19 protein-coding genes and 1 pseudogene are annotated in these 20,733 nt (G+C 61.8%); 7 read left to right on the plus strand and 13 right to left on the minus strand.

What is annotated here, in order from left to right:
- Positions 1 to 702: 702 nt before the first annotated feature.
- Positions 703 to 1,737 carry a sulfate/molybdate ABC transporter ATP-binding protein gene (locus GGR20_RS12430; protein WP_183311689.1) on the plus strand — a complete coding sequence of 345 codons (1,035 nt, stop codon included), beginning with the start codon at positions 703 to 705 and terminating at the stop codon, positions 1,735 to 1,737.
- On the opposite strand, the gene GGR20_RS12435 is transcribed toward GGR20_RS12430, so the two are convergent.
- From GGR20_RS12435 to GGR20_RS12460, 6 genes are all read right to left on the minus strand, one after another.
- Positions 1,668 to 3,581 carry a glycosyltransferase family 2 protein gene (locus GGR20_RS12435; protein ID WP_183311690.1) on the minus strand — a complete coding sequence of 638 codons (1,914 nt, stop codon included), beginning with the start codon at positions 3,579 to 3,581 and terminating at the stop codon, positions 1,668 to 1,670. The genes GGR20_RS12430 and GGR20_RS12435 overlap by 70 nt on opposite strands.
- A gap of 13 nt (positions 3,582 to 3,594) precedes the next feature.
- A complete protein-coding gene (locus GGR20_RS12440) occupies positions 3,595 to 4,245 on the minus strand; it encodes an acyl-homoserine-lactone synthase (protein WP_183311691.1) in 651 nt (216 codons plus the stop codon).
- 179 nt (positions 4,246 to 4,424) lie between these two features.
- Positions 4,425 to 5,144: a helix-turn-helix transcriptional regulator gene (locus GGR20_RS12445; RefSeq protein WP_183311692.1), complete on the minus strand. Its 720-nt coding sequence runs from the start codon at positions 5,142 to 5,144 to the stop codon at positions 4,425 to 4,427.
- Positions 5,145 to 5,256: 112 nt separating this feature from the next.
- Positions 5,257 to 6,276, minus strand: a complete 1,020-nt coding sequence (locus GGR20_RS12450; protein WP_246349588.1) for an Hsp33 family molecular chaperone — start codon at positions 6,274 to 6,276, stop codon at positions 5,257 to 5,259.
- Positions 6,277 to 6,439: 163 nt separating this feature from the next.
- On the minus strand, positions 6,440 to 7,372 hold the full coding sequence (gene argF, locus GGR20_RS12455; RefSeq protein WP_183311693.1) for an ornithine carbamoyltransferase: 933 nt from the start codon (positions 7,370 to 7,372) through the stop codon (positions 6,440 to 6,442).
- 131 nt (positions 7,373 to 7,503) lie between these two features.
- Positions 7,504 to 8,703 carry an aspartate aminotransferase family protein gene (locus tag GGR20_RS12460; RefSeq protein WP_183311694.1) on the minus strand — a complete coding sequence of 400 codons (1,200 nt, stop codon included), beginning with the start codon at positions 8,701 to 8,703 and terminating at the stop codon, positions 7,504 to 7,506.
- A gap of 384 nt (positions 8,704 to 9,087) precedes the next feature.
- Between GGR20_RS12460 and GGR20_RS12465 the strand changes: the two genes are divergently transcribed.
- Entirely contained in the window at positions 9,088 to 9,627 is a 540-nt protein-coding gene (locus GGR20_RS12465; RefSeq protein ID WP_183311695.1) for a GcrA family cell cycle regulator, read from the plus strand.
- Positions 9,628 to 9,773: 146 nt separating this feature from the next.
- Here the strand turns inward: GGR20_RS12465 and GGR20_RS12470 are convergent, their stop codons facing one another.
- Complete coding sequence (locus GGR20_RS12470) at positions 9,774 to 11,066, minus strand: sensor histidine kinase (protein WP_183311696.1); 1,293 nt, start codon at positions 11,064 to 11,066, stop codon at positions 9,774 to 9,776.
- A gap of 87 nt (positions 11,067 to 11,153) precedes the next feature.
- Here GGR20_RS12470 and ppk2 point away from each other — a divergent pair, with 87 nt between their 5' ends.
- Positions 11,154 to 12,008 carry a polyphosphate kinase 2 gene (ppk2, locus tag GGR20_RS12475; protein ID WP_183311697.1) on the plus strand — a complete coding sequence of 285 codons (855 nt, stop codon included), beginning with the start codon at positions 11,154 to 11,156 and terminating at the stop codon, positions 12,006 to 12,008.
- A gap of 93 nt (positions 12,009 to 12,101) precedes the next feature.
- Here ppk2 and GGR20_RS12480 read toward each other — a convergent pair whose 3' ends face one another.
- Positions 12,102 to 13,352 carry an aminopeptidase gene (locus tag GGR20_RS12480; RefSeq protein ID WP_420827446.1) on the minus strand — a complete coding sequence of 417 codons (1,251 nt, stop codon included), beginning with the start codon at positions 13,350 to 13,352 and terminating at the stop codon, positions 12,102 to 12,104.
- Positions 13,353 to 14,186: 834 nt separating this feature from the next.
- Between GGR20_RS12480 and GGR20_RS12485 the strand changes: the two genes are divergently transcribed.
- Positions 14,187 to 15,983, plus strand: coding sequence for an ABC transporter ATP-binding protein (locus GGR20_RS12485; protein WP_183311698.1), 1,797 nt, complete (start codon positions 14,187 to 14,189; stop codon positions 15,981 to 15,983).
- Between the two features lie 31 nt (positions 15,984 to 16,014).
- Here GGR20_RS12485 and GGR20_RS12490 read toward each other — a convergent pair whose 3' ends face one another.
- The 5 genes and pseudogenes from GGR20_RS12490 to GGR20_RS19110 all read right to left on the minus strand — a co-directional run.
- Entirely contained in the window at positions 16,015 to 16,197 is a 183-nt protein-coding gene (locus GGR20_RS12490; protein WP_183311699.1) for a hypothetical protein, read from the minus strand.
- A gap of 61 nt (positions 16,198 to 16,258) precedes the next feature.
- Positions 16,259 to 16,804 (minus strand): DUF924 family protein, encoded by a 546-nt coding sequence (locus tag GGR20_RS12495; protein WP_183311700.1) that lies wholly within the window; start codon positions 16,802 to 16,804, stop codon positions 16,259 to 16,261.
- 109 nt (positions 16,805 to 16,913) lie between these two features.
- The gene (locus tag GGR20_RS12500) at positions 16,914 to 17,837 is read right to left on the minus strand and encodes a VOC family protein (RefSeq protein ID WP_183311701.1); all 924 of its coding nucleotides are present in this window, start codon (positions 17,835 to 17,837) and stop codon (positions 16,914 to 16,916) included.
- A 100-nt stretch (positions 17,838 to 17,937) separates the two neighbouring features.
- Positions 17,938 to 18,525 carry a penicillin-binding transpeptidase domain-containing protein gene (locus GGR20_RS12505; RefSeq protein WP_338084726.1) on the minus strand — a complete coding sequence of 196 codons (588 nt, stop codon included), beginning with the start codon at positions 18,523 to 18,525 and terminating at the stop codon, positions 17,938 to 17,940.
- A 47-nt stretch (positions 18,526 to 18,572) separates the two neighbouring features.
- A pseudogene (locus tag GGR20_RS19110) lies at positions 18,573 to 18,737 on the minus strand (class D beta-lactamase); the annotation flags it as partial.
- Between the two features lie 48 nt (positions 18,738 to 18,785).
- Between GGR20_RS19110 and GGR20_RS12510 the strand changes: the two are divergent.
- The 3 genes from GGR20_RS12510 to GGR20_RS12520 all read left to right on the plus strand — a co-directional run bounded on the left by GGR20_RS12510 (position 18,786) and on the right by GGR20_RS12520 (position 20,733).
- Positions 18,786 to 19,361 (plus strand): DNA-3-methyladenine glycosylase, encoded by a 576-nt coding sequence (locus GGR20_RS12510; RefSeq protein WP_183311702.1) that lies wholly within the window; start codon positions 18,786 to 18,788, stop codon positions 19,359 to 19,361.
- 183 nt (positions 19,362 to 19,544) lie between these two features.
- On the plus strand, positions 19,545 to 19,859 hold the full coding sequence (locus tag GGR20_RS12515) for a plasmid stabilization protein (RefSeq protein ID WP_183311703.1): 315 nt from the start codon (positions 19,545 to 19,547) through the stop codon (positions 19,857 to 19,859).
- Between the two features lie 10 nt (positions 19,860 to 19,869).
- The gene (locus GGR20_RS12520; protein ID WP_183311704.1) at positions 19,870 to 20,733 is read left to right on the plus strand and encodes an SDR family oxidoreductase; all 864 of its coding nucleotides are present in this window, start codon (positions 19,870 to 19,872) and stop codon (positions 20,731 to 20,733) included.

Below are 20,733 nucleotides of genomic sequence, written 5' to 3' on the forward strand. Positions count from 1 at the left end.
AACCAACCAGGAATTGCTTCCCAGCCAGTTCGCAAGAACCTCGCCGTCCACGTTTCTCTTTCTTCTATTCTTCACAATGTCAAAGAGCTGACCCAGTGCCCGCGAGGACTAAAGCGTCGGTGAGAGTTTGCACTCTCTGTAATTCCGTTGGGGAACAGCATTTCCTGTCCGGCGAACCGGCAGCAACTCTGCCCTTTAAGGATCGTTGTCAGTGGAAGCGCCGGAGGCACTTGCGTCGTCAACGAGCGGGGTTATAGGGGAGCCCCTTCTGGCCGTCAACACCCCTCGTGAAAGAAAGATGACATTTCTTCCAGGGGCAGTGCGGGCCTTGTGCATAAGTGACTCCGAGCCCCAGCATTTGCAGGGCTTTTCGTGCTCCGGCGATCTTTTCGCATCGCATCGTGTTGTTGAAGCGGACGGGCCCAGCGACGGATCGGCCGGCATGTCATGATGACTCCGCGCGCATGCCCTCCCCCCAGAGCCTGGCAAACACGAAAGGCTCAGCGGGAGGCACCAACACCGTCCCCCTTATGAGGATCACCGTACCAGTTAAACCGCAGTGCGCTCGCCGCCGCTATCGTGCGAGAATATGGCGCCGCCTGTGTCGGGGAATAAGAATTCGTGGCCGGCTCGGACCAGCCCCCTTGCGATGGGCGCAGATTTGTTCCGAATACCGGTTGCAACAGGTCGACGGGAAGCAAGATGGATGTTCGCGCAGAAAGGGTTCGCAAGGAGTTTGACCGGTTTCCGGCGCTCCACGATGTGTCGCTCAAGATCCAATCGGGCGAGTTGATCGCCTTGCTCGGTCCATCAGGTTCAGGAAAGACCACCCTGTTGCGCCTGATCGCGGGCCTCGAACGGCCGACCAGCGGCCGCATTCTGTTTGGCGAGAAGGATGCTTCGGACAGAAGCGTGCAAGAGCGCAATATCGGCTTCGTGTTCCAGCACTACGCCCTGTTCCGGCATATGAACATTCTGGAAAATGTGTCCTTCGGTCTCAAGGTGCGGCCCTGGGCTACTCGGCCCGCTGGCGCCGAAATTTACCGCCGGGCGATGGAACTACTCGATCTGGTGCAGCTTTCGGGCCTTGAAAAGCGCTTCCCCAGCCAGCTTTCGGGCGGACAGCGTCAGCGGGTCGCCCTGGCCCGGGCCCTCGCCACAGAACCGCGCGTGCTATTGCTCGATGAACCTTTCGGCGCGCTCGATGCGCAGGTGCGGCGCGAATTGCGCAAATGGCTGCGCGAAATTCACGAGCGGACCGGGCACACCACGGTGTTTGTAACCCATGACCAGGAAGAAGCCCTGGAACTGGCCGACAGGCTATGTGTAATGAGCCAGGGCAGGATCGAACAGGTGGGGACACCAGATGCGGTGTACGACACGCCGGCCTCCCCCTTTGTCTTCGGGTTTATCGGGGCATCGAGCAGATTGCCCGTCACCGTTGAGAATGGCGGCGTTCAACTCGCCGGACAGACGCTGGGCCTTGCCGCGCCCGACGTAACCGGCGCAGGTCAATTGTTCTTCCGGCCCCATGAAGTCGAACTGGTGGAAGGTGATACGGTTCTCGGTGGCGCGGTTGTGGCCAGCCGTCGCGTTGGGGGAACGCGGCGCCTGGAGATCGAGCTCTCGCAATCATTGCACCGGGTCGAGATCGACCTGCCCTTCGATCATCCGGCGGCGGAGCGGTCCCGGATCGGTTTCCGACCCCGGCGCTGGAAAGTGTTTCCGGCCGGTTGAACCACGGACACTGCCCGCCTCCCAGTCTCGGCCCGGGTCGGATCGACCGGATCGGTGCTCGCGTGATGCGGCGACTTGAACCAGTGGAAAGGCCTTTGAGTGAAGTCGCGCAGGGCCAGCACGGTAGAGAAGGCGATCAAGGCCCAATAGGCGGGCACCAGGGCCTGCCACCTGCTCACCTCTGCCTGTCTGCTGCGAGACAATCCCACCAGATTGACCGCAATCGCCACGGCGCTGCCCAACAACAGTACCGCCAGACAGGCCAGCGACCAGGGGTGGAATGCCGATCCGGCCAACTGGCCGGTGAAGTAGAGTAGGGGCAGGGAAAGCAGAAAGCCGGCATGCAGCAGCGGGGTCAGCACCATGCCGAGCAACACGAGTTGCAGCCCGGCCATGCCGCGCCAGCCCAGGTCTGCCAGCAGATCCTCGGGATGACGATTATGCACCGCGTAGGTCTGCATCCAGCCTTTCATCCAGCGGGTCCGCTGGCCGAGCCAGGGTCGCAGGTGAGTGGGAGCAGCCTCGAAGGTGCGGGCGGTGCTGGTGGCACAGCGCAGTTTGCGGCGCGCCAGGCGCACGCCCAGGTCGGCGTCCTCAGTAACGTTGAACGCGTCCCAGCCCCCCAGGCCGCGCAGGGTTTCCAGCCGAAAATGATTTGAGGTTCCGCCCAGCGGCATGACCAGGCCCCAGCGAGCCAAGGCTGGCAGCAGGACAGAAAAAAGCCCTGCATATTCGCCGGCAAACAGCGCGGGCAACCAGCCTTGGTCTGCATTGTCGATAACGAGCCGGGCTTGAATGCACTCCAATTCGGGCTGTTTGACAAACTGGTCCACGATACGCCGAAGCTGGTCGGGTTCGGGACGATCTTCGGCGTCATAGACCACGACGAACTCTCCCCTGCACAGCGGCAGCGCGAAATCGAGCGCCTTGGGCTTGGTACGCGGCAAGGCATCGGGCACGATCCGCACCGCAAAGCGCGGATCGGGCAGGTGACGACGAAGGGCCTGAATGGTGCGGGGGGAACGGCTTTCGACCACAAAGACAATATCGAGTTTTTCTACCGGATAATCGAGGGCCCTCAGCGTCTGGAACAGCTGGGGCACCATGTTGGCCTCGTCTCGGAGCGGGACCAAGATCGAATAGACCGGCAAATCCGCGTTATCTGTTCGGCGCGTGGGAAGCACTTCCTGTTGCGGTACCGCCAGCGCAAGCAGCCGCAGCAGGGTCGGCAACATGACAAGGGCAAACCAGATAGGCGCCAGAAGCGCCGGGCCAACCAAGGGCGTGCACAGGATTGCCAGGGCTGCCAGCACCAGGATTGCAGCAAACCCGTGCCGGACTGGCGCGGTCAGTTCCAATTGCGCCGCAGCACGCGGCCAGAACCGCGCCATGTTCTGCCGCGCCGAGTCGATCAGAGCCGGGCCTGCATGGTCCACCAAAAAGGTGCGCAGGGCGGATTCGGGCACCAGAAAGATCGTGCGGCACAGATGCGGCCGCTCCTGCCGCAGCCGGGCCAGGCGCAGCACGCCCAGGAAATCGGGCGCAGCAAAGGCCACCTCCCGGTCATGCAGGCGCGTGCGAAACAGGCGCACCTGACCCAGGGCTTCCATACGGCCTGTTTCCAGGCAAGCCTCGCCATGCCCTGGCACAGTGTCAAGAAAGCTGAGCCCGGCCCAACCGGCCGCTCGCGCCATGATCTGGGCGGCGGACTGGTCGAGATGAATGGCGCACCAATGCAACGGGTCCACTTCAGCCGCCAGCGCCTGATCCAGGGTCGCCCGCGCCAGTGCCACCGACGTGTGCGGGCCAAGAATTGTTTGCAGGAGGGCAACTGCTTGGGACATACCGAAAAGCCCGTCAGGCTAGGTGCGGTCCGTCTGGCCACATCGGGGCGGGCGAAGAAGAAACCGGGACGAGTGGTCTGCTCATCCCGGTGCTCCGTCGCACATTCTGCAAGGCCCGTTCGGACACTTCGATCCAGGCCGCCACGATGGGCTTGCCATCACTGATCGCAGGCTCCCCCATAGGTGTAATGCGCCACCCCACCGCGGTGCCATGCTCAAGCATGGAGATGGAGGACACAAAGGTGATGAAGCTATAGCCCTGCGACAGGGCGTACTCCATCACCGCGCAGAAAAGGGCTGCAGACTCGGGAGCGCGCCGCCGGCCTTCGCGTCGATCGGGATGCACGTAGAAACGTGTCCAATCGGCCCCAAGCGAAGGGTGGGCGGGGAAGTCTCCTTGCACTAACCCGTTAAAGACAGTCTGCAGCAAGTTCGGCCGATTCAGAGGGGTCAGGCGGGATCCACCCACCACGACACCGGAATCGGAAATCAAAAGATGCGTCGCATCACCATTGTCGAAGGCGTCCACGTCGCGCGCATCGTCACGGCGCAAGGCGCTCCAGCCCGCCATTTCGACGAAGATCCTGTGGCGCAGGCGAAAGCTCTGTTCCAACAAGTCACGGCCCTGCCGGTCCGCAGGACTGCGGACGATGTGCAACTTCATCGGCCTGCCCCCATGCAACCCGCATCGACTTGCGTATTTGGCACAGGGGGATGCCGAAACGAAATTGGTAGAAATCACAGTATTGTGCAAAATTTTCCGAAGCTGCAACGAATTGCCTCCGGACTTGCCCCATGACCGGGCGCAGCTCGCCAATATCCCTGCAGCGTTGCCGCGCCGGTTTAGAGCGTGATCAGCTTGTGCCGGATCGCCTCGACCACGGTGTGCAGCCGATTGCTGGTGCCCATGCGCTTTTGCGCATTCTCGCAATGCTGATTGATGGTGCGCGGAGTGAGCCCCGTGATTTCGGCGATCTCGGAGGCCGTTTTGCCTGCCGCGGCCCATTTGAGAATTTCCGCCTCGCGCGGGGTGATGACACGGCGGCCACGTGGCCGCCCGGCCGGGCCGTTGAGGTAGCGCAACCGCCCATGGGCATAAAGAGAGAGCATGTGCAATTCGAAGCGCTGCTTTTCGTCGAGATGACCGGGACTGCCGACCAGGGATACGACCCCTTGCATGCCCCCTTCCATATGAACGGGCACGCAAAAGCCTTCGCCCATACCGAACTCGCGTGCCTCTTCCATGACTTGTCGGGCAGCTTTGTCGTTTTCCTGATCATAGGGCGCCTGGGACCAGTCAAAGGGCACTGCGGTGGAGAAGCAGTGCCGTGCGACCGGATCGAGATGGACATAGCCTAGCCCGGTGTAGCGCTCATACCACTCCTCTTTCCAGCCGGAGAGAAGTACGAATGGGCGCACATCCATGCCTGGATCGGGCAAGCCGGAAACAATGAAGCGCTCGAAGCCATAATTGCTGATGGCCCGATTCATGATGTCAAGAATGGCGTTGACGGTCGTCTGGTTCTGGATGCCCTCGATGGTGGACATCAAATCGGCATTCATCCCGGCATTCCCCCTTCGACCGTTTGAATGCGGGGAACATTGGCCCTGTTCTTTTTGGAAGGCAAGTAGAATGAGGTTGGCGCCTTAAAGAAAACGCCAACCTGACAATGAGTTAACTTTCCGAATGAAAGTGGTGGGGATTAAACCGGTAAGCAGTCGAGCAGAATTCGCAAACCACTTCGATTTCGCCATCCACCGCCATGTCCTGACGCTCCGCATCCGAGAAACTATTGGCCAGCATGTCTTCTATGCGATCGGCCGAACAGGTGCAGCGCTCCTCAAGATCCTGGGGCGGAAATACCCGGACACCTGTCTCGTGAAACAGGCGGAACAGCAGGCGCTCGGGCGACAGGTCCGGGTCGGACAATTCCAGATCACCAACCGTGCCCAAAAGGGCCTTGGCCTCGGACCAGCCGTCGGCCTCGACAAAATCGGGATCGACCATATCGGGGTTGTCGAAATCGCCATCGCCGGGCAGATCGGCCATGGCCGATAGACCATTGGGCGGCAGGTGCTGGATCAGCATGCCGCCGGCCCGCCAACGCGGGCGATGGTCGCCGCGGGTCGACATCTGCGCCACAGCCAGTCGAACCTGGGTGGGGATCTGCTCTGACTGCATGAAGTAAGTGTGGGCCACCTCTTCGAGCGAGTTGTCATCGAGCGCCACGATGCCCTGGTAGCGCTCGGTGTGCTCGCCCTGATCGATGGTCATGGCCAGATGGCCCTTGCCCAGCAGATCGGCAGGACTAGTCTTGCCCGCCTCGGCGGCCTTGAGCAGGGCGTCCTGGTCAAAGCGCGCATAGCCGCGCATGCCATCGGGCGCATCAAAATCGACGACGATAAGATTGACCGGACCATCGGTCTGGGTCTGCAGAATGAAGCGGCCTTCGAATTTAAGCGAGGAACCGATCAGCGCCGACAGTACCACGGCCTCACCCAATAGCCGGGCGACCGGCAAGGGATAATCGTGACGGCTGAGAATGGTATCGAGCGCGGCGCCAAGGCGTACCACGCGGCCGCGGGAATCGAGCTTGTCGAGGGTGAAGGGCACCACGGCGTCGTCACCGGTCTCGGGGCGATCAAGGCCCAGGCTGGAGAGCAGGTTGTCAGTCATGGTCTGTTCCGTGGTCATTATTCACTTGTCTTTCCAAAGGCTACGCCTTGAAGGCCAAACGCGCTAGCCAACCTCTGGCATGGCAGTGAGACGCCGGCGCGCCCTGCCCGCTCAAACAGACGCCCCCGCTCGCGCGGGGGTGAAAGCCTAGATGGTTCAGCAAAGACAGGCAAAAGCCCGTCTAATTCGTTTCGACCCCAAAGGCCCAGCACAAAACGGCTTTCTGGGCATGGAGGCGGTTTTCTGCCTCGTCAAACACCACCGACTGGGGACCATCGATCACCTCGTCGGTTACCTCGTCGCCGCGATGGGCGGGCAGGCAGTGCATGAACAGGGCGTCCTTGTTCGCCAAGCTCATTAGATTGGTGTTGACCTGATAGGGTTTCAAGATGCGGCGCCGCTCGGCTGCATCAGTGTCGCCCATCGACACCCATGTGTCCGTGATGACCAGATCAGCTCCCTCGACGGCCTCGCGCGGGTCCTCGACCATGCGCACTGCAGAACCGGCCCGCTTGATATCTTCCTTGAGGTCCTTTTCGGGGCTGTACTCTTCGGGCACCGAAATGGTCAGCTCGCAGCCAAACAGCTCGGCCGCGTTGACCCAGGAATGGAGCACATTGTTGCTGTCGCCCACCCAGGTCACCTTGGCGCCCTTGATGTTGCCGCGATGCTCTTCAAATGTCAGCAGGTCGGCCATGATCTGGCACGGATGCGCCCGGCGCGTCAGGCCATTGATGACCGGCACTGTGGCGGCCTCAGCCAGCTCGAGCAGGTCGGCATGGCTGAGGATGCGGATCATGATCGCGTCCACATAGCGGCTCATTACCTGGGCGGTGTCGGCCAGGGTTTCTTCGCGGCTCAGTTGCATTTCCTGACCCGAAAGCATCAAGGTCTGGCCGCCAAGCTGGCGCATGCCGACATCGAAGCTAACCCGGGTGCGGGTGGACTGGCGTTCGAAAATCATGGCCAGCACCTTGTCCTTGAGGAGCTGGGGGCGATCACCTTCCTTGAGGCGTGCCTTGAGGGCGCCGGCCTGGTTGAGCATGCCGCGCAGCTCGCCATAGGAAAAATCGTCGATGGAGAGAAAATGTCTCGGGGTTCCGGTCGAATTCATAGGCCGGGGTCCTTTTGTGACGCTTGAATGGAATTGGACGAAATGCGGTCCGAACGGGCGAAAAAGCCCGGCGGACAGGGGTCAGGAACCGCCTCGGCGTCGCCCAAAATGATAGAATATCAGCATGACGTTCAGCCCGCCGCAGCCGTGGAGGCCGTTTCGGCCTCGATCGCGTCGAAAGCAGCGCCTATCCGGCTTATCGCATCCTCGATATCGGCTTCGGAGACGATGAGCGGGGGCAGAAGGCGCAGCACATTGTCGCCGGCACCAATCGCCAGAAGCTGATGATCATCACGCAGGCGCGCCACGAAATCGCGCACTGGCGGCGCGATCTTGATGCCTGCAAGCAAGCCTTTGCCGCGCAGTTCAAGCACGTAGTCGGGATATTTTTGCGCGAGCTGCTGCAGATGCCAGGCCAGGCGCTGACCCATCTGAGCGACATGATCCAGGAAGCCGGGCGCCTGAATGCGGTCGAGCACCGCATTGCCCATGGCGCAGCCGAGCGGATTGCCGCCATAGGTGGAGCCGTGTGTGCCCGGCACCATGGAGGCGGATGCAGCCTCGGTGGCCAGGCACGCGCCCAGCGGGAAGCCGCCGCCAATGGCCTTGGCCACAGCCACGATGTCAGGCGTGATGTCGGCCCATTCGAACGCAAAGAAGCGGCCGGTGCGCCCAAAACCGCACTGCACCTCATCGAAGATGAGCAGCAGGCCATGCTCGTCGCAGATCTGGCGCAAGCCCTGGAGGAACTCGCTGCTCATGGCAGTGACGCCGCCCTCGCCCTGCACCGGCTCGATCAGTATGGCGCAGGTCTGCGGGCCAACCAGCGCCTTGACGGCTTCGAGGTCGCCGGGGTCTGCATGCTTGAAACCGGGCATTGGCGGGCCGAAGCCTTCGAGATAGCTGGGATTGCCGCCGGCGGCGATGGTGCCCAGGGTCCGGCCATGGAAGGAGCCGGTGAAGGCAATCACCTCGTAGCGGTCTGGCTCGCCCTTGGAATGAAAGTGGTGCCGAGCCGTCTTGATGGCGCATTCGAGCGCCTCGGCGCCTGAATTGGTGAAGAAGACCTTATCGGCAAACGTGGAGTCGACCAGCCGCTGGCCCAACCGTTCCTGCTCGGGAATAGTGAACACATTCGAGGTGTGCCAAACCTTGTCGGCCGCTGCCTTGAGCGTGGTGACAAGATGCGGATCGCCGTGGCCAAGGGCATTGACGGCGATGCCGGAATGAAAATCGAGAAATTCCCGGCCATGCTGATCATACAGGCGCATGCCCTCGCCCCGCTCGAAGGCGAGATCGGACCGGGCATAGGTGCCGTAGAGCGCAGACATGATGAATTTCCCTTTTGTCTGAAGAACGGTTGCAACACGCGTGGCAAAGCTGCCACAGAAACCAAAAACGCGCCCTCTCGGCCGCGCGTCTGGGCCCGAGAATTAGGCGAGATGAGGCCATAAAGTCAATCTGCAACCCGCCAAGTGCCTGAATTGACTCAAGGATCGTTAGCGTAATTTTAACCAATGAATAAACGGGGAAAATCGACCCCGACTCTTGATCCTGATTCCGCCGATGGCGTATTCTCCATGGCGTTGGGGACACGATATCTCGTGTGGCGGACCCGCTCAACATACGAGCTGTAGAGTCGATATGGCAGCCAGTGCCACTCTGGCCGCACAATGAAGGATTCTGTTTTGACAATGGTTTCAGGAGCGCAACCGATGGGCTGGACGGACGAGCGCGTCGAACTTTTGAAAAAGCTTTGGATGGAAGGGCTCAGTGCCAGCCAGATTGCGGCTGAACTGGGCGAAGGGGTTACCCGCAATGCCGTGATCGGCAAGGTCCACCGTCTCAAGCTTTCGGCCCGGGCCAAGCCCACCAATACAGCACCGCGCTCGCGCCCCGCAGCACGCCCCTCGGCGCCGCGCCGGCCCTCGACCAGTTCGTCGAGCACCAGCACGATGAGCGCCAAGCCGCGCGTGTCGATGTCCCGTCCGCAGGTCATGGGGGCCACGGCGCTGGCCGCCAGCCCGGAAATGGACACAGAGGTCTATGTGGCACCAGCCGCCGCAGAACTCTTCATTCCCGAGGACAAGCGCCTCAACCTGCTGCAGTTGAGCGAAAGCACCTGCAAGTGGCCGATCGGCGATCCGCTGACCAAGGATTTTTACTTCTGCGGCCAACACAGCCTGGAGAGCGGTCCCTATTGCGAGTTTCATTCGCGCCGGGCCTATCACCAGCTCGAGAAAAAGAAGCGCTGAGGCGCTGACAGGCTTTTACAAGAAGGCGCCGCGGGGCGCCTTTTTTGTGTGCCCATGGAAATGGACGTTGCCAGTCCCCGCCTCTCACCGCCCAAACATAGCACCTGCCCACACCTGCGGGGACAAGATGGGTCGGGCAGTCGGTGTCAGGGTAGCAGAACCTCGACGCGCAGCCCTTCGCCGGGCCTGGAGCGGATGCTCATCTGGCCGCGATGGCGCTGGATGATGTGTTTGACGATGGCCAGACCCAGGCCCGTGCCCTTCTTCTTCCGGCTGGCTTCGGCGTCGATGCGGTAAAACCGCTCGGTCATACGCGGCACGTGTTCGGGCTCGACGCCCGGACCGTGATCGGTGACGCTGACCATATGCTTGAGGCCGGAACGGTCGATGTCCACCAACTCGACTTCGACAGTCTTGCCATCGGCGCCATATTTGATGGCGTTATCGATCAGGTTCTCGAACACTTCATAGAGCTGGCTGCGATCCCCGGACACGGTGACCGGCGCCTTGGGCATGGTCAGGATCACATCGATGGCGGCGGCCTTGGCCTGGGTCTGCAGGCCCTCGCGCACTTCGCGCAACAAGGCTGTCAGATCCACCGACCCCGTGGGGCGCACGTGCTGGTGCATTTCAATGCGCGAAAGGCTGAGAAGATCATCGATCAGCCGGCTCATCCGCTCGGCCTGGCTGCGCATGATGCCGAGGAATTTTTCGCGCGCCGCAGCGTCGCGAGCGGCGGGGCCAAGCAGGGTGTCGATAAAGCCGACCAGGGAGGCGAGCGGGGTGCGCATCTCGTGGCTGGCATTGGCGATGAAGTCGGTGCGTAGCGCGTCGACCCGCTTGAGTTCGGTCAGGCTCTGGAAAGTGACAAGCATTTGCCGGTTCTCATCGGCAAACCAGTCCCGGTCCGGGCGGCGAATGGGTGCGACCACGACCCGGTCCCAGGTTTCCGAGGGGACAGTTTCATGCAGTTCGAAACTGCGCGGTTCGCCGGTCCGCTGCGAGCCTTCGATGGCCGCCACCAGATCAGGATTGCGCATGACCAGGGTCATCACGCGACCCAGTTGCAGGCTGGGATATTGTCGGGCAGCCGCGCCATTGCGATGCAACACCGCACCGCGGCCGTCGAGCACCAGGCCCGGATCGCCCAGGGCCTCAACAAAGGCGGGCAGCATGTCCTGTTCGATGACGGGCTGGACCGGTGCCGGAACCGGCACTTCCAATGTGCGGGTGACTGTGACAACCGGCTGGGGCAGCATGGCGACGAACCCGACCAGCACCAGATAGCCGATCATGGCCAGATCGATGCGCAACCCGCCAAAGACCACGAAGACGATGACCATGCCCGCCAGACCGAGCAGCAGCGGCACCTGTCCGGCAAGGCGCACCAATGCGTTGGCGGGCCTGCGTGTCAGATGTGTGGTTCTCAGATCGTCCATGTCGGGAGGTCGAATCAATGCAATGGGCCCGCCTCTTGCGCGGGAACCGGGTTCATAGCACGGTCTATATGACAACGGAGAGACAGCGTGACCGATCCCATCGACGGCTTTGACATCAACGATCCGGACCTGCCCAAATCCATCAAGAAGGCGGCGTTCGGATCGGGAGCCTACCCTTATGAGGACAAGCTCGACAGCGATGATTATGACACGCAGTTCTACAAGCTGCAAAAGCAGTTGGTGCTGCACCAGGCGCATATGGCCAAGGCCGGTACGCGCACGATTATAATCTTTGAAGGCCGCGACGCCGCGGGCAAGGGCGGCACCATCAAACGGTTTCTGGAAAACCTCAATCCGCGCCACAACATCATCGCCGCGCTGCCCAAGCCCAATGATCGGGAGCGTACGCAATGGTATTTCCAGCGCTATGTCGACTGGCTGCCGGCAGCCGGGGAAATGGTGCTGTTCGACCGCTCCTGGTACAACCGGGCGGTGGTCGAACCGGTGATGGGGTTCTCTACACCGGAGGAAACGACGCGCTTCCTTGAAGAGGCGCCGGACTTTGAAAAGCAATTGACCCGGGACGGGATCAAGATCTTCAAGCTCTGGCTCTCGATTGGCCGGGAAATGCAGTTGAAGCGGTTCCACGACCGTGCCCATGACCCGCTCAAGACCTGGAAGCTCTCACCGGTCGATCTTAAGGCCCTGACCAAGTGGGAGGATTACTCCGAGGCGCGGGACAGGATGCTGCGCGAGACCGATAGCGCCCATGCGCCATGGACGGTGATCCGGGCCAATGACAAGAAGCGCCTCAGGCTCAACGCCATCCGCACCGTGCTGCATGGGCTGGACTATGAGGGCAAGGACGAGAACGAAATCGGCGAAATCGACCGCAAGCTGGTGCTAAGTGCCGAGGAATTCCTGGAGCTGAAGGGGGAGTAGGAAGCCCTCACCCCCACCAAGCTCTGCCAGGCCCTGCGGGCCGAGCGACGCTACCTCCCCCTTCGAAGGGGGAGGTGAGATCTAGGGGCGCAATCAGAACGCCCATTCGCCCTTGCGCATGACGGGCTCGGTGGTGCCGTCGGCGTGAACGCCGTCGATATCGACCTTATCGGAGCCGATCATCCAGTCGATGTGGATGAGAGACTTGTTGCCGCCCTGGGCGAAAATCTGATCCGGGGTCAGATCCTTGCCACCTTCGAAACAGTCGGCATAGCACTGACCCATGGCGATGTGGCAGCTAGCGTTCTCGTCATAAAGGGTGTTGTAGAACAGGATGCCGGACGCCGAGATCGGCGAGGAGTGCGGCACCAGGGCCACTTCGCCGAGGCGCCGGGCGCCTTCGTCGGTATCGAGCACCTTGTTAAAGACGTTCTCGCCCTTGGTGGCCTTGAGCTCGACCATCCGACCTTCCTCGAAGCGCGCCTGGATGTTCTCGATCAAGGTGCCGTTATGCGAGAGCGGCTTGGTGGCCGACACCGTACCCTCGACGCGGAGGCGGTGCGGGGTGGTGAAGACTTCCTCGGTGGGAATATTTGGATTGCAGGTGACGCCGTTCTTGGCTTCCGAGGCGCCACCCTTCCAGCGATGGCCATCGGCCAGGCCGACGGTCAGGTCGGTGCCCGGACCGGTATATTTCAGCGCCGAGAACTTCTTGCCATTGAGCCAGGTCCAGCGGGCCTCAAGGTTGGCATTGTGCGCCTTCCAGGCGGCGATGGGATCGTCCTGATCGACACGGGACGCCTTGAAGATGGCATCGGCCAATTTGGCGATGGCCACGTCTTCGGGATCGTTGGGGAAGACCAACTTGGCCCAGTTGGGCGTGGGATAGGAGACAATGTTCCAGTTGATGGCGAAGCCGGTGATCAGTTCCAGCGCCGGACGATAGGCGGCCGAGTTGGCGCGATTGGCGCGGGAGACCTTTTCGGGGTCTTCATTGGCCAGCATCATCGGGTTGTCGCCAGAGATGGCAAGGCGGGCCGCATTGTTCTTGTAGGCCTCGGCCATGCCGGCATAGAGCCAGCCGGCGGCGCGATCAAAGCTGGCGTCCTTGGCATGGCGGAAGCGGGACAGGGTCGCTTCTTCGTCGGAATAGATGGTGGTCACCAGACCCGCGCCGGCCTTGTAGGCATGTTCGGTGATGCGACGCACCAGGGGTGCGGCCGTCATCGGGGCGGTGATGATCAGGTCCTGGCCTTCGGCCAGTTGCAGGCCGACCTTGATGGCGACTTCGCCGAGCTTGTCGAGCTTGACCGGGTCGATAATGGATTTGCTGGAATTGCTCACAGGGCTGATGCCTTCTTGCTCTTGAATCGATTGGCGCGAGCCTATCGCTCCCTCGCGCGCCGCGCCACCCCGGGAAAACCGCGGCGCAAGGAGACGTGCCGAAGCCTCGCATGGCACGCGGCGCCTGCGATTGCTGCGGTCTGGGGCGAGCTTCGCCTCGGTGCCGGTCGTCCGGCGAAAACAAAAGGTGAGACAAACCTCGCCCCAGACTCCGGAGGCTCGTCGACGGACTGAATGGCGGACTTGCGTCCTCGTCTCCGCCCATGAGGACTGCGTCGTCTTCGCCCTGCTGGCGACGTGGCAGTTGCCGAACCGGTGCAGCCGGAACGGCTCGACATGGAACCTGCGGAGTGAAACAGGTTCATTCAGTGGCCCGCCGGCGGAAAACGGGCGACCCCATCTCCATCCGGACCTCCGTACCGACCGTTCGTGGCGCCCGCGCAGCTTGTGCGGAGGTGGGGTAATTGTGCCGCAGCTTCCTTTGGCGGGGATAAGTTGCTGCCCCTGTGGCGTTCCTGCATCACCAAAGCTGTCGATCACATTTATGGCATTGGCAAGGGCGAACGGTTTGGCTACAAAACGTTCGCCGCTTCAATTTTGAACCAGGGGAGGCGTTGCATGACAGCAGTGATGTATTCTCCCCTCGCGGGCAAGTTCCGACTTTAGGCGCTTGCTCCCCGTGGTCCGCCTTTTTGGCCTGACCACTCGCGGTTTTTTCGGTACTTCCCAGCAGTTGAGCCAGCCTTCGGGCGTCATCCGTTCAGGCCCAATCTGCGCTCTTTCATTCCCCTTTTTGAGGAACCGGACGCCGGAAAACGGCACCGGACACACCAAATGAGTCGCAAGAAGCTCGATTTCCGTGCCGACGCCTTTCGCAACGTGCTCGGCTTTACTTTCAAGCATTGGCAGGGTCAGCCCTGGCGCGTGGCTGTCATTGCCCTTCTGGTGCTGCTGGCCACCCTGGCCGAAGCCCTGAGCCCGCTTTTTGCCGGCCAGCTGGTCGACGCAATTGCCGGGGGAGGCAATGACGCCCTGACTGCGGCGCTGACCGCCTTCATCACCATGTCGGTGCTGTACCTGGCTTCGGTGGTGCTGCGCCAGTTCGTGTTCCTCAACATCATTGCGCTGACGCTCAAGATGATGGGCGAGATCGCCGCCAGCGCCTTTCACCGGGTGCAGCGCTTCTCGACCGACTGGCACGCCAATGCCTTTGCCGGTTCGACCGTACGCAAGATCACGCGCGGCATGTGGGCGCTCGACCTGCTGAACGATACCTTGCTGGTGGCGCTGCTGCCCTCGACCATCATGCTGGTGGGCGCAACGCTGATCCTGGGGTCCTACTGGCCCGTGATGGGCCTGTTGGTGGGTCTCGGCTCGGTGATCTATATCGGGGTGACCATGGCGCTCTCCACCGGCTATGTGGCCCCGGCGGCCACGCTGGCCAATGCGTGGGACACCCGGATGGGTGGGGCGCTGGCCGATGCGGTGAGCTGCAACAATGTGGTCAAGGCCTTTGGCGCCGAGACGCGCGAGGAGCAGCGGCTGCATCAGGTGATCGGCAAATGGGACCACCGGACGCGCCGCACCTGGAAACGCGGCACGCTGGCCGGCGGTGTGCAAGGGGTCATGATGGCCAGCATGCAGACCGCCATTCTCGGACTGGTGATATGGCTGTGGACGCAAGGACAGGCGACGCCGGGCGACATCGCCTTCGTCCTGACCATGTTCTTCCTGCTTTCGGGTCATCTGCGCGATGTGGGCATGCATATCCGCAATCTGCAGCGCTCGGTGAACGACATGGAAGAGCTGGTGGCGCTCTATGCGCATCCGCTGGGGATCGACGACAAGTCGGGCGCCACGCCGATCACTATCGGAGAGGGCGGGATCAAGTTCGACCGCGTGACCTTCCAGTATGGCGCGCATCCGACGCCGCTTTATCGCGACTTCTCGGTTGAGATAAAGCCTGGCGAACGCGTGGGCCTGGTGGGGCATTCGGGCTCGGGCAAGACGACCTTCGTCAAGCTCATCCAGCGGCTCTATGACGTCAATGACGGGGCGATCACCATTGATGGCCAGAACATTGCCGAGCATCAGCAAAGCTCGTTGCGGGGCCAGCTCGCCATTGTGCAGCAGGAGCCGATCCTGTTTCACCGCACGCTGGCCGAGAATATCTCCTATGGCCGGCCGGGCGCCGGCCGTGACGAGATCATCGAGGCGGCCAAACAGGCCAATGCGCATGATTTCATCATGGGCCTGCCCAAGGCCTATGAGACAATGGTGGGTGAGCGTGGCGTGAAACTGTCAGGTGGCGAGCGGCAGCGCGTTGCCATTGCCAGAGCGTTCCTAGCCGATGCGCCGATCCTGATCCTGGACGAGGCAACATCGAGTCTCGACAGCGAGAGCGAGGTGATGATCCAGCAGGCCATGGAACGGCTGATGGATGGCCGGACCACGCTGGTGATCGCGCATCGTCTGTCCACGGTGCGGGCGCTCGACCGGTTGCTGGTCTTCGACAAGGGCAAAATCGTCGAGGAAGGCAATCACGAGCAGCTCATCCGGCTCAATGGCGGAATCTACCGCCGGCTGTTCGAGCGGCAGGCGCTGGAGCTGACCAAAGGCCTTGTGGCCTAACAAATGCAAGGGGCGCCGAGGCGCCCCTTGTCTATTCAGGCGGGTTCTTGTCCTGCTTTTCGTAGCCGCGTCTGGTCTCGACTTCCGTTTTGACCTTCTCGGACAAGGTTCGATCACGGTTACGGCGCATACCATAGGCCATGGCGCCAGCAAGCACGATGACGCCAACAGTCAAGACAATGAGCCATAGGGCGGGTCCGGCGACGAAATCCATGAGGTCTCTCCTTTAAAAAGACCAACGCAAGGCATTCGGATGCGTTGCACCTTGGCGAAGGTTAGAAAACCCGGTCGCCCTGTTCGTCCATATAGGCCACTTCGTCGGCGGTGCTGTCCCGCCCCAGCGCCTTGTTGCGGAAGGGAAAGCGGCCGAAGCGGGCGATGGTCTCGCGGTGCTTGACCATGTAGTCGAGCGCGCCTTCATTGCCGAAGTTCTCGAACAGCCGAACGCCCTCGTCCTGCATGGCCAGGGACTCAGCGTGCATGAACGGCATGTAGATGAAATAGGCCCAATCATGCGGGAGCGCCATGTCATGACCACCGGAAATGGCTTCCTGCGCCAAGACGAGTGCCATCTTGTCCTGCGCGAACGCTTCGGCGCTGCCGCGATGAAGCTGGCGGGAGAACTGATCGAGCACCACGATCTCGGCGAGGCGCCCTTCGGGCGTTTCGCGCCAGGCCCAGGCTTCGCCCCGCGCGACCTGAAGATGGAGGTCGGCGAAGCGATCTGCGAGGGCGGCGTCGAATTCCGGCTTGCCGCCGAACCAATCGTCACGCCCGTGTTCGACGAACCAGAAATCGATGACGTCCTGATAAGATTGCATGCGGCGCTCCTGTGGTCTTTTGGGGTGACACATCACCCTTGCCTTGGATCGCAGGGGCAGCACCCCCGGGTCAAGTCCGAGGGCGCTTTGGCATTGCGAGCTCTCTGGATCAGGACGCCAGTTCGAGCCGAATGCGATTGCCGGAGGGATCGCGGGTTTCGACATCGTTGCCGATGACGTCGATAGGTGCCCCTGCCCGCTCCAACCGCTCCTTGAGAGCCGCCAGGCTCTCAGCGTCGGGCAGCACAATGGTGAACCAGCGCAGACCCGCGCTGCCGACCGGGGGCAGGCCGGCATTGGGGCCGGACCAGACATTGAAGGCCAGGGTGTGGGGCATATAGTCGAGCCCCACATCGCCCATGCCGAAGGACTGGATCAACAGGAACCCGGCAAAGCCGAGCACGTCGCGATAAAATTCCATTGCCACGTTGAGGTCGTTTACGTGCACATGGACATGGCCGATGCGGGTGCCCGCCGGCATGCGTGACGCCAAGACCGGGTTCTCACCGAGTTCGGCCAAGAGGCCATCGAGATCGATGGGATCGCGGCCCGAATGGGGTTTTCCCTCGGTGGTGACCGCATAGGTTTGACCCTTGTCGGGATCGCCCAGAGTGCCGCGCCAGGGGGTTTCGAAGGTGATCTCAATGCCATTGCCATCCAGATCCCAAAGATAGATGGCTTCGGAGACCAGATGGTCGGTCGGCGAAATGCGTATATTGCGCTTGAGGGCGCGCACCGCCATTTGCGCCAGATCAGCGCGCGTCGGCAAGTGGATGGCAACGTGATAAAGGCCGATGGTGCGTGGGGTCACCGGGCGGGTGGCGCCGGTTTCGAGCACGATCAACGTCTTGCCGCCCGCGCCCATGGACAGGGCGTTGCCGTTTTCAGAGATGAGATCGAGACCAACGACATCCTGCCAGATGGCCAGCGCCTGCTGCCGGTCGGTGACGGCGATGTGGACCGGCCCGAGCGTGGTGCTGAGCGGCAGGACAGGTTCTGAGCGGACATTGGTCTGTACGGATGTGTCGATCATCTCGACCTCCTTGGAAATTGTCTTGCCCGATATGTAGTGGCCCGGTGCGCAGCGAGATAGCCGATCCTGGCGAAGGCTGCGTTCGACAATCCGCACCAGTTCAGAGGCCGGCCCGCGCCGCTATGTCTGCCCACTCGGCGATCAGTCCGTCGCGCGCCCGCAAACCACCAGTGATCTCGTGACGCTCGTCGTCCTGGTTGAGGCGGGCAAAAACCACGCGCATCGCGCCCTTTTCGGCCCAGCCCACATACCAGCCCCAACCGCGGGCATAGTCGAAGCTGTAGTCCGCGCGCCGGGGATTACCCCAGATATTCCAGCCTTCGGCGGCGCGCGGGATTTCGAGCAAGCTTAGGGCACCATCTATGGCGTGGTTGGAAACCGGCAATTGCCGCTGGAGGAGCGCAGCGAGGAAGTCGGCCTGTTCCAGCGGCGAAATCTGCAGTGAGGAGGATATCCAGGACCGCTCGAGACCGTTATTGCGACCGGGATCGCCAGCAAAATCGGCGTTTCCATAACCAAAGCTTCGCGCGAAAGCGGTGAGCCGCTCGATCCCCAACTCCTCGGTGATCCTTTGAGAATACCACACGTTGGAATTGTGGATCCACATGGTGGGATCGGTATCCTGGCGCCAGGACTTAATCCAATCGGCATAACCCTGTTTGAAGGGAAGCCGGGTTCGGTGGCCGATTTCACTATGCCCGCTTCAAAGGCCATGACGGCGAGGGGCAGCTTGAAGGTCGAGGCCGGGGTGACGCGGGTCTGGCAGTCGCCTTCGGCGAGCAGCACAGTGCGGCTGACCGGGTCGGCGACCAGCGTGCAGATCGTATGGGCCGCGACTGGTAGAGCTGTTAGCAGCGGCCAGAGCAGGGCAAGCAGTGCGAGGAGGAAAATTTGACGCATTTGAGTTCTCCAAACAGAGCGTCTGCAATTGATGGAAATTCCGGCCAAATGTCGGCCCTGCTGGAAAAAAGCTTCTTTGATCGGCCGGTTGTGGCGGTAGCCCGAGATTTGATCGGCGCGAACCTGCTGTTTGCTGGTGCCGGTGGGCGTATTGTCGAGGTGGAAGCCTATGACCCAACCGATCCGGCGTCACACAGTTTTCGCGGCCCGACGCCGCGTAATCGGGTGATGTTCGGGCCGCCCGGGCATGCCTATGTCTACAAGATCTACGGCATTCACTATTGCCTCAATTTCGTCTGCCAACCCGGCAGCGCCATCCTGATCCGGGCGCTCGAGCCGTTGGAGGGTCTCGACATCATGCGAGCACGGCGAGGCGGATTGGCGGATCGGCAATTATGCTCGGGGCCGGGCAAGTTGGCGCAGGCGCTGGGGATTGATCTGGAGCATGACGGGCTGGCGCTGGACGCGCCGCCTTTTGCAATCTCGGCCGCTGAAGGGGCGCATCCCATTGCGACCGGTCCGCGCATTGGCATCACCAAAGGCGCCGAGACGCCCTGGCGTTTCGTGCTGGCCGGGTCGCGCTTTCTGAGCCGGCCCATGGCGAAAGTGCAGCCCGATTTGTGATCACACCCATCGCAACCGGTCTTGGACGGCTTCGTTGTGGGTGCAGGCCGGTGCGCGTCAACCGGACACGGCGGCATAGAGCTTTTGGTGCGGTTTTTCCGGTTTCCCGCATCAGTCAATTCCCCCTTGACCCAGGCTCTTGTCCCGCCCGCACCGGCCAACACACAAATGCAGGAGGCCACCATGCCCCAAGGTGACAAAAGCGCCTATACCGACAAGCAAAAGCGCAAAGCCGAGCATATCGAAGAAGGCTACGAAGACCGCGGCGTCTCCCACGAGGAGGCAGAGCGTCGGGCCTGGGCCACCGTCAACAAGGATGACGGGGGCGGTAACAAGTCTGGCTCGGGCCGCGGCACGCATACCGACAATCCAGCCGCGCACAAGGGCGGCAAGAAGGGTGGCGAGGCGTCTGCGAACCGACCAGCCTCGGAGCGATCCGCATCGGCCAAGAAGGCCGCAGAAACCCGCAAGAAAAACGAAGAACGCGCGCGCCACTAGGAGGTCGTTGATGTCCGAAGAATCGAACCAGAACACCAATCCGCCCCAGATGCAGGATCATCAGCCGGGGCGGGAAACCGAGATGCACCCCAAGCCCGACTACATGCCCAAGTTTCCCGGCAATGGGCGGCTGAAGGACAAGGTCGCCATCATCACCGGGGGTGATAGCGGCATCGGTCGGGCCTGCGCCGTCCTGTTCGCCCGCGAAGGCGCGCAAGTGGCGTTGGTCTATCTGGAAGAAACCGAGGACGCGACGATCACGGCTGATGCGGTGAAGGCCGAGGGCAAGGAAGCGTTGCTGCTGCGCGGGGATGTCGGCGACAAGGCGTTTTGCGAAACGGTGGTCGGTCAGGTCATCGAGAATTTCGGCAAGCTTGACGTGCTGGTCAACAATGCCGCCGAGCAGCACATGGAGACCGCGCTTGAAGATATCTCCGAAGAGCAGATGCGGCGGACCTTCGAGACCAACTTTTTTGGCTATATGTTCATGGCGCAAGCCGCCCTGCCCTATCTTCGGGAAGGCGCCTCAATCGTCAATACGACGTCGATCACCGCCTATCGCGGCTCGCCCAGCCTGATGGACTATGCTTCGACCAAGGGGGCCATCGTGGCCTTTACCCGGTCGCTTTCGGGGAGCCTTGCCAAGAAGGGTATTCGGGTGAACGGGGTGGCACCGGGACCGATCTGGACACCGTTGATCCCTGCCAGCTTCCCGGCCGACAAGGTCGCCCAGTTTGGCGCCAATGAGCCGCTGGGGCGGCCGGGACAGCCCAATGAAGTGGCCACCAGCCATCTATTCCTGGCGTGCGATGAGAGTTCCTACATGACCGGACAGGTGCTGCACCCCAATGGCGGGGAGATCATCGGGGGGTAG

It is taken from the genome of Devosia subaequoris (genome assembly GCF_014197055.1).
Taxonomy (GTDB): Bacteria; Pseudomonadota; Alphaproteobacteria; order Rhizobiales; family Devosiaceae; genus Devosia; species Devosia subaequoris.

Coding starts and splice junctions, on each gene's coding strand:
- argF (WP_183311693.1), bottom strand. CDS start 7,372: ATGAATTCGACCGGAACCCCGAGACATTTTCTCTCCATCGACGATTTT.
- GGR20_RS12510 (WP_183311702.1), top strand. CDS start 18,786: ATGTCGGCCCTGCTGGAAAAAAGCTTCTTTGATCGGCCGGTTGTGGCG.
- GGR20_RS12465 (WP_183311695.1), top strand. CDS start 9,088: ATGGGCTGGACGGACGAGCGCGTCGAACTTTTGAAAAAGCTTTGGATG.
- GGR20_RS12430 (WP_183311689.1), top strand. CDS start 703: ATGGATGTTCGCGCAGAAAGGGTTCGCAAGGAGTTTGACCGGTTTCCG.
- GGR20_RS12440 (WP_183311691.1), bottom strand. CDS start 4,245: ATGAAGTTGCACATCGTCCGCAGTCCTGCGGACCGGCAGGGCCGTGAC.
- GGR20_RS12495 (WP_183311700.1), bottom strand. CDS start 16,804: ATGCAATCTTATCAGGACGTCATCGATTTCTGGTTCGTCGAACACGGG.
- GGR20_RS12485 (WP_183311698.1), top strand. CDS start 14,187: ATGAGTCGCAAGAAGCTCGATTTCCGTGCCGACGCCTTTCGCAACGTG.
- GGR20_RS12515 (WP_183311703.1), top strand. CDS start 19,545: ATGCCCCAAGGTGACAAAAGCGCCTATACCGACAAGCAAAAGCGCAAA.
- GGR20_RS12435 (WP_183311690.1), bottom strand. CDS start 3,581: ATGTCCCAAGCAGTTGCCCTCCTGCAAACAATTCTTGGCCCGCACACG.
- GGR20_RS12445 (WP_183311692.1), bottom strand. CDS start 5,144: ATGAATGCCGATTTGATGTCCACCATCGAGGGCATCCAGAACCAGACG.
- GGR20_RS12500 (WP_183311701.1), bottom strand. CDS start 17,837: ATGATCGACACATCCGTACAGACCAATGTCCGCTCAGAACCTGTCCTG.
- GGR20_RS12450 (WP_246349588.1), bottom strand. CDS start 6,276: ATGACCACGGAACAGACCATGACTGACAACCTGCTCTCCAGCCTGGGC.
- GGR20_RS12520 (WP_183311704.1), top strand. CDS start 19,870: ATGTCCGAAGAATCGAACCAGAACACCAATCCGCCCCAGATGCAGGAT.
- GGR20_RS12490 (WP_183311699.1), bottom strand. CDS start 16,197: ATGGATTTCGTCGCCGGACCCGCCCTATGGCTCATTGTCTTGACTGTT.
- GGR20_RS12470 (WP_183311696.1), bottom strand. CDS start 11,066: ATGGACGATCTGAGAACCACACATCTGACACGCAGGCCCGCCAACGCA.
- GGR20_RS12460 (WP_183311694.1), bottom strand. CDS start 8,703: ATGTCTGCGCTCTACGGCACCTATGCCCGGTCCGATCTCGCCTTCGAG.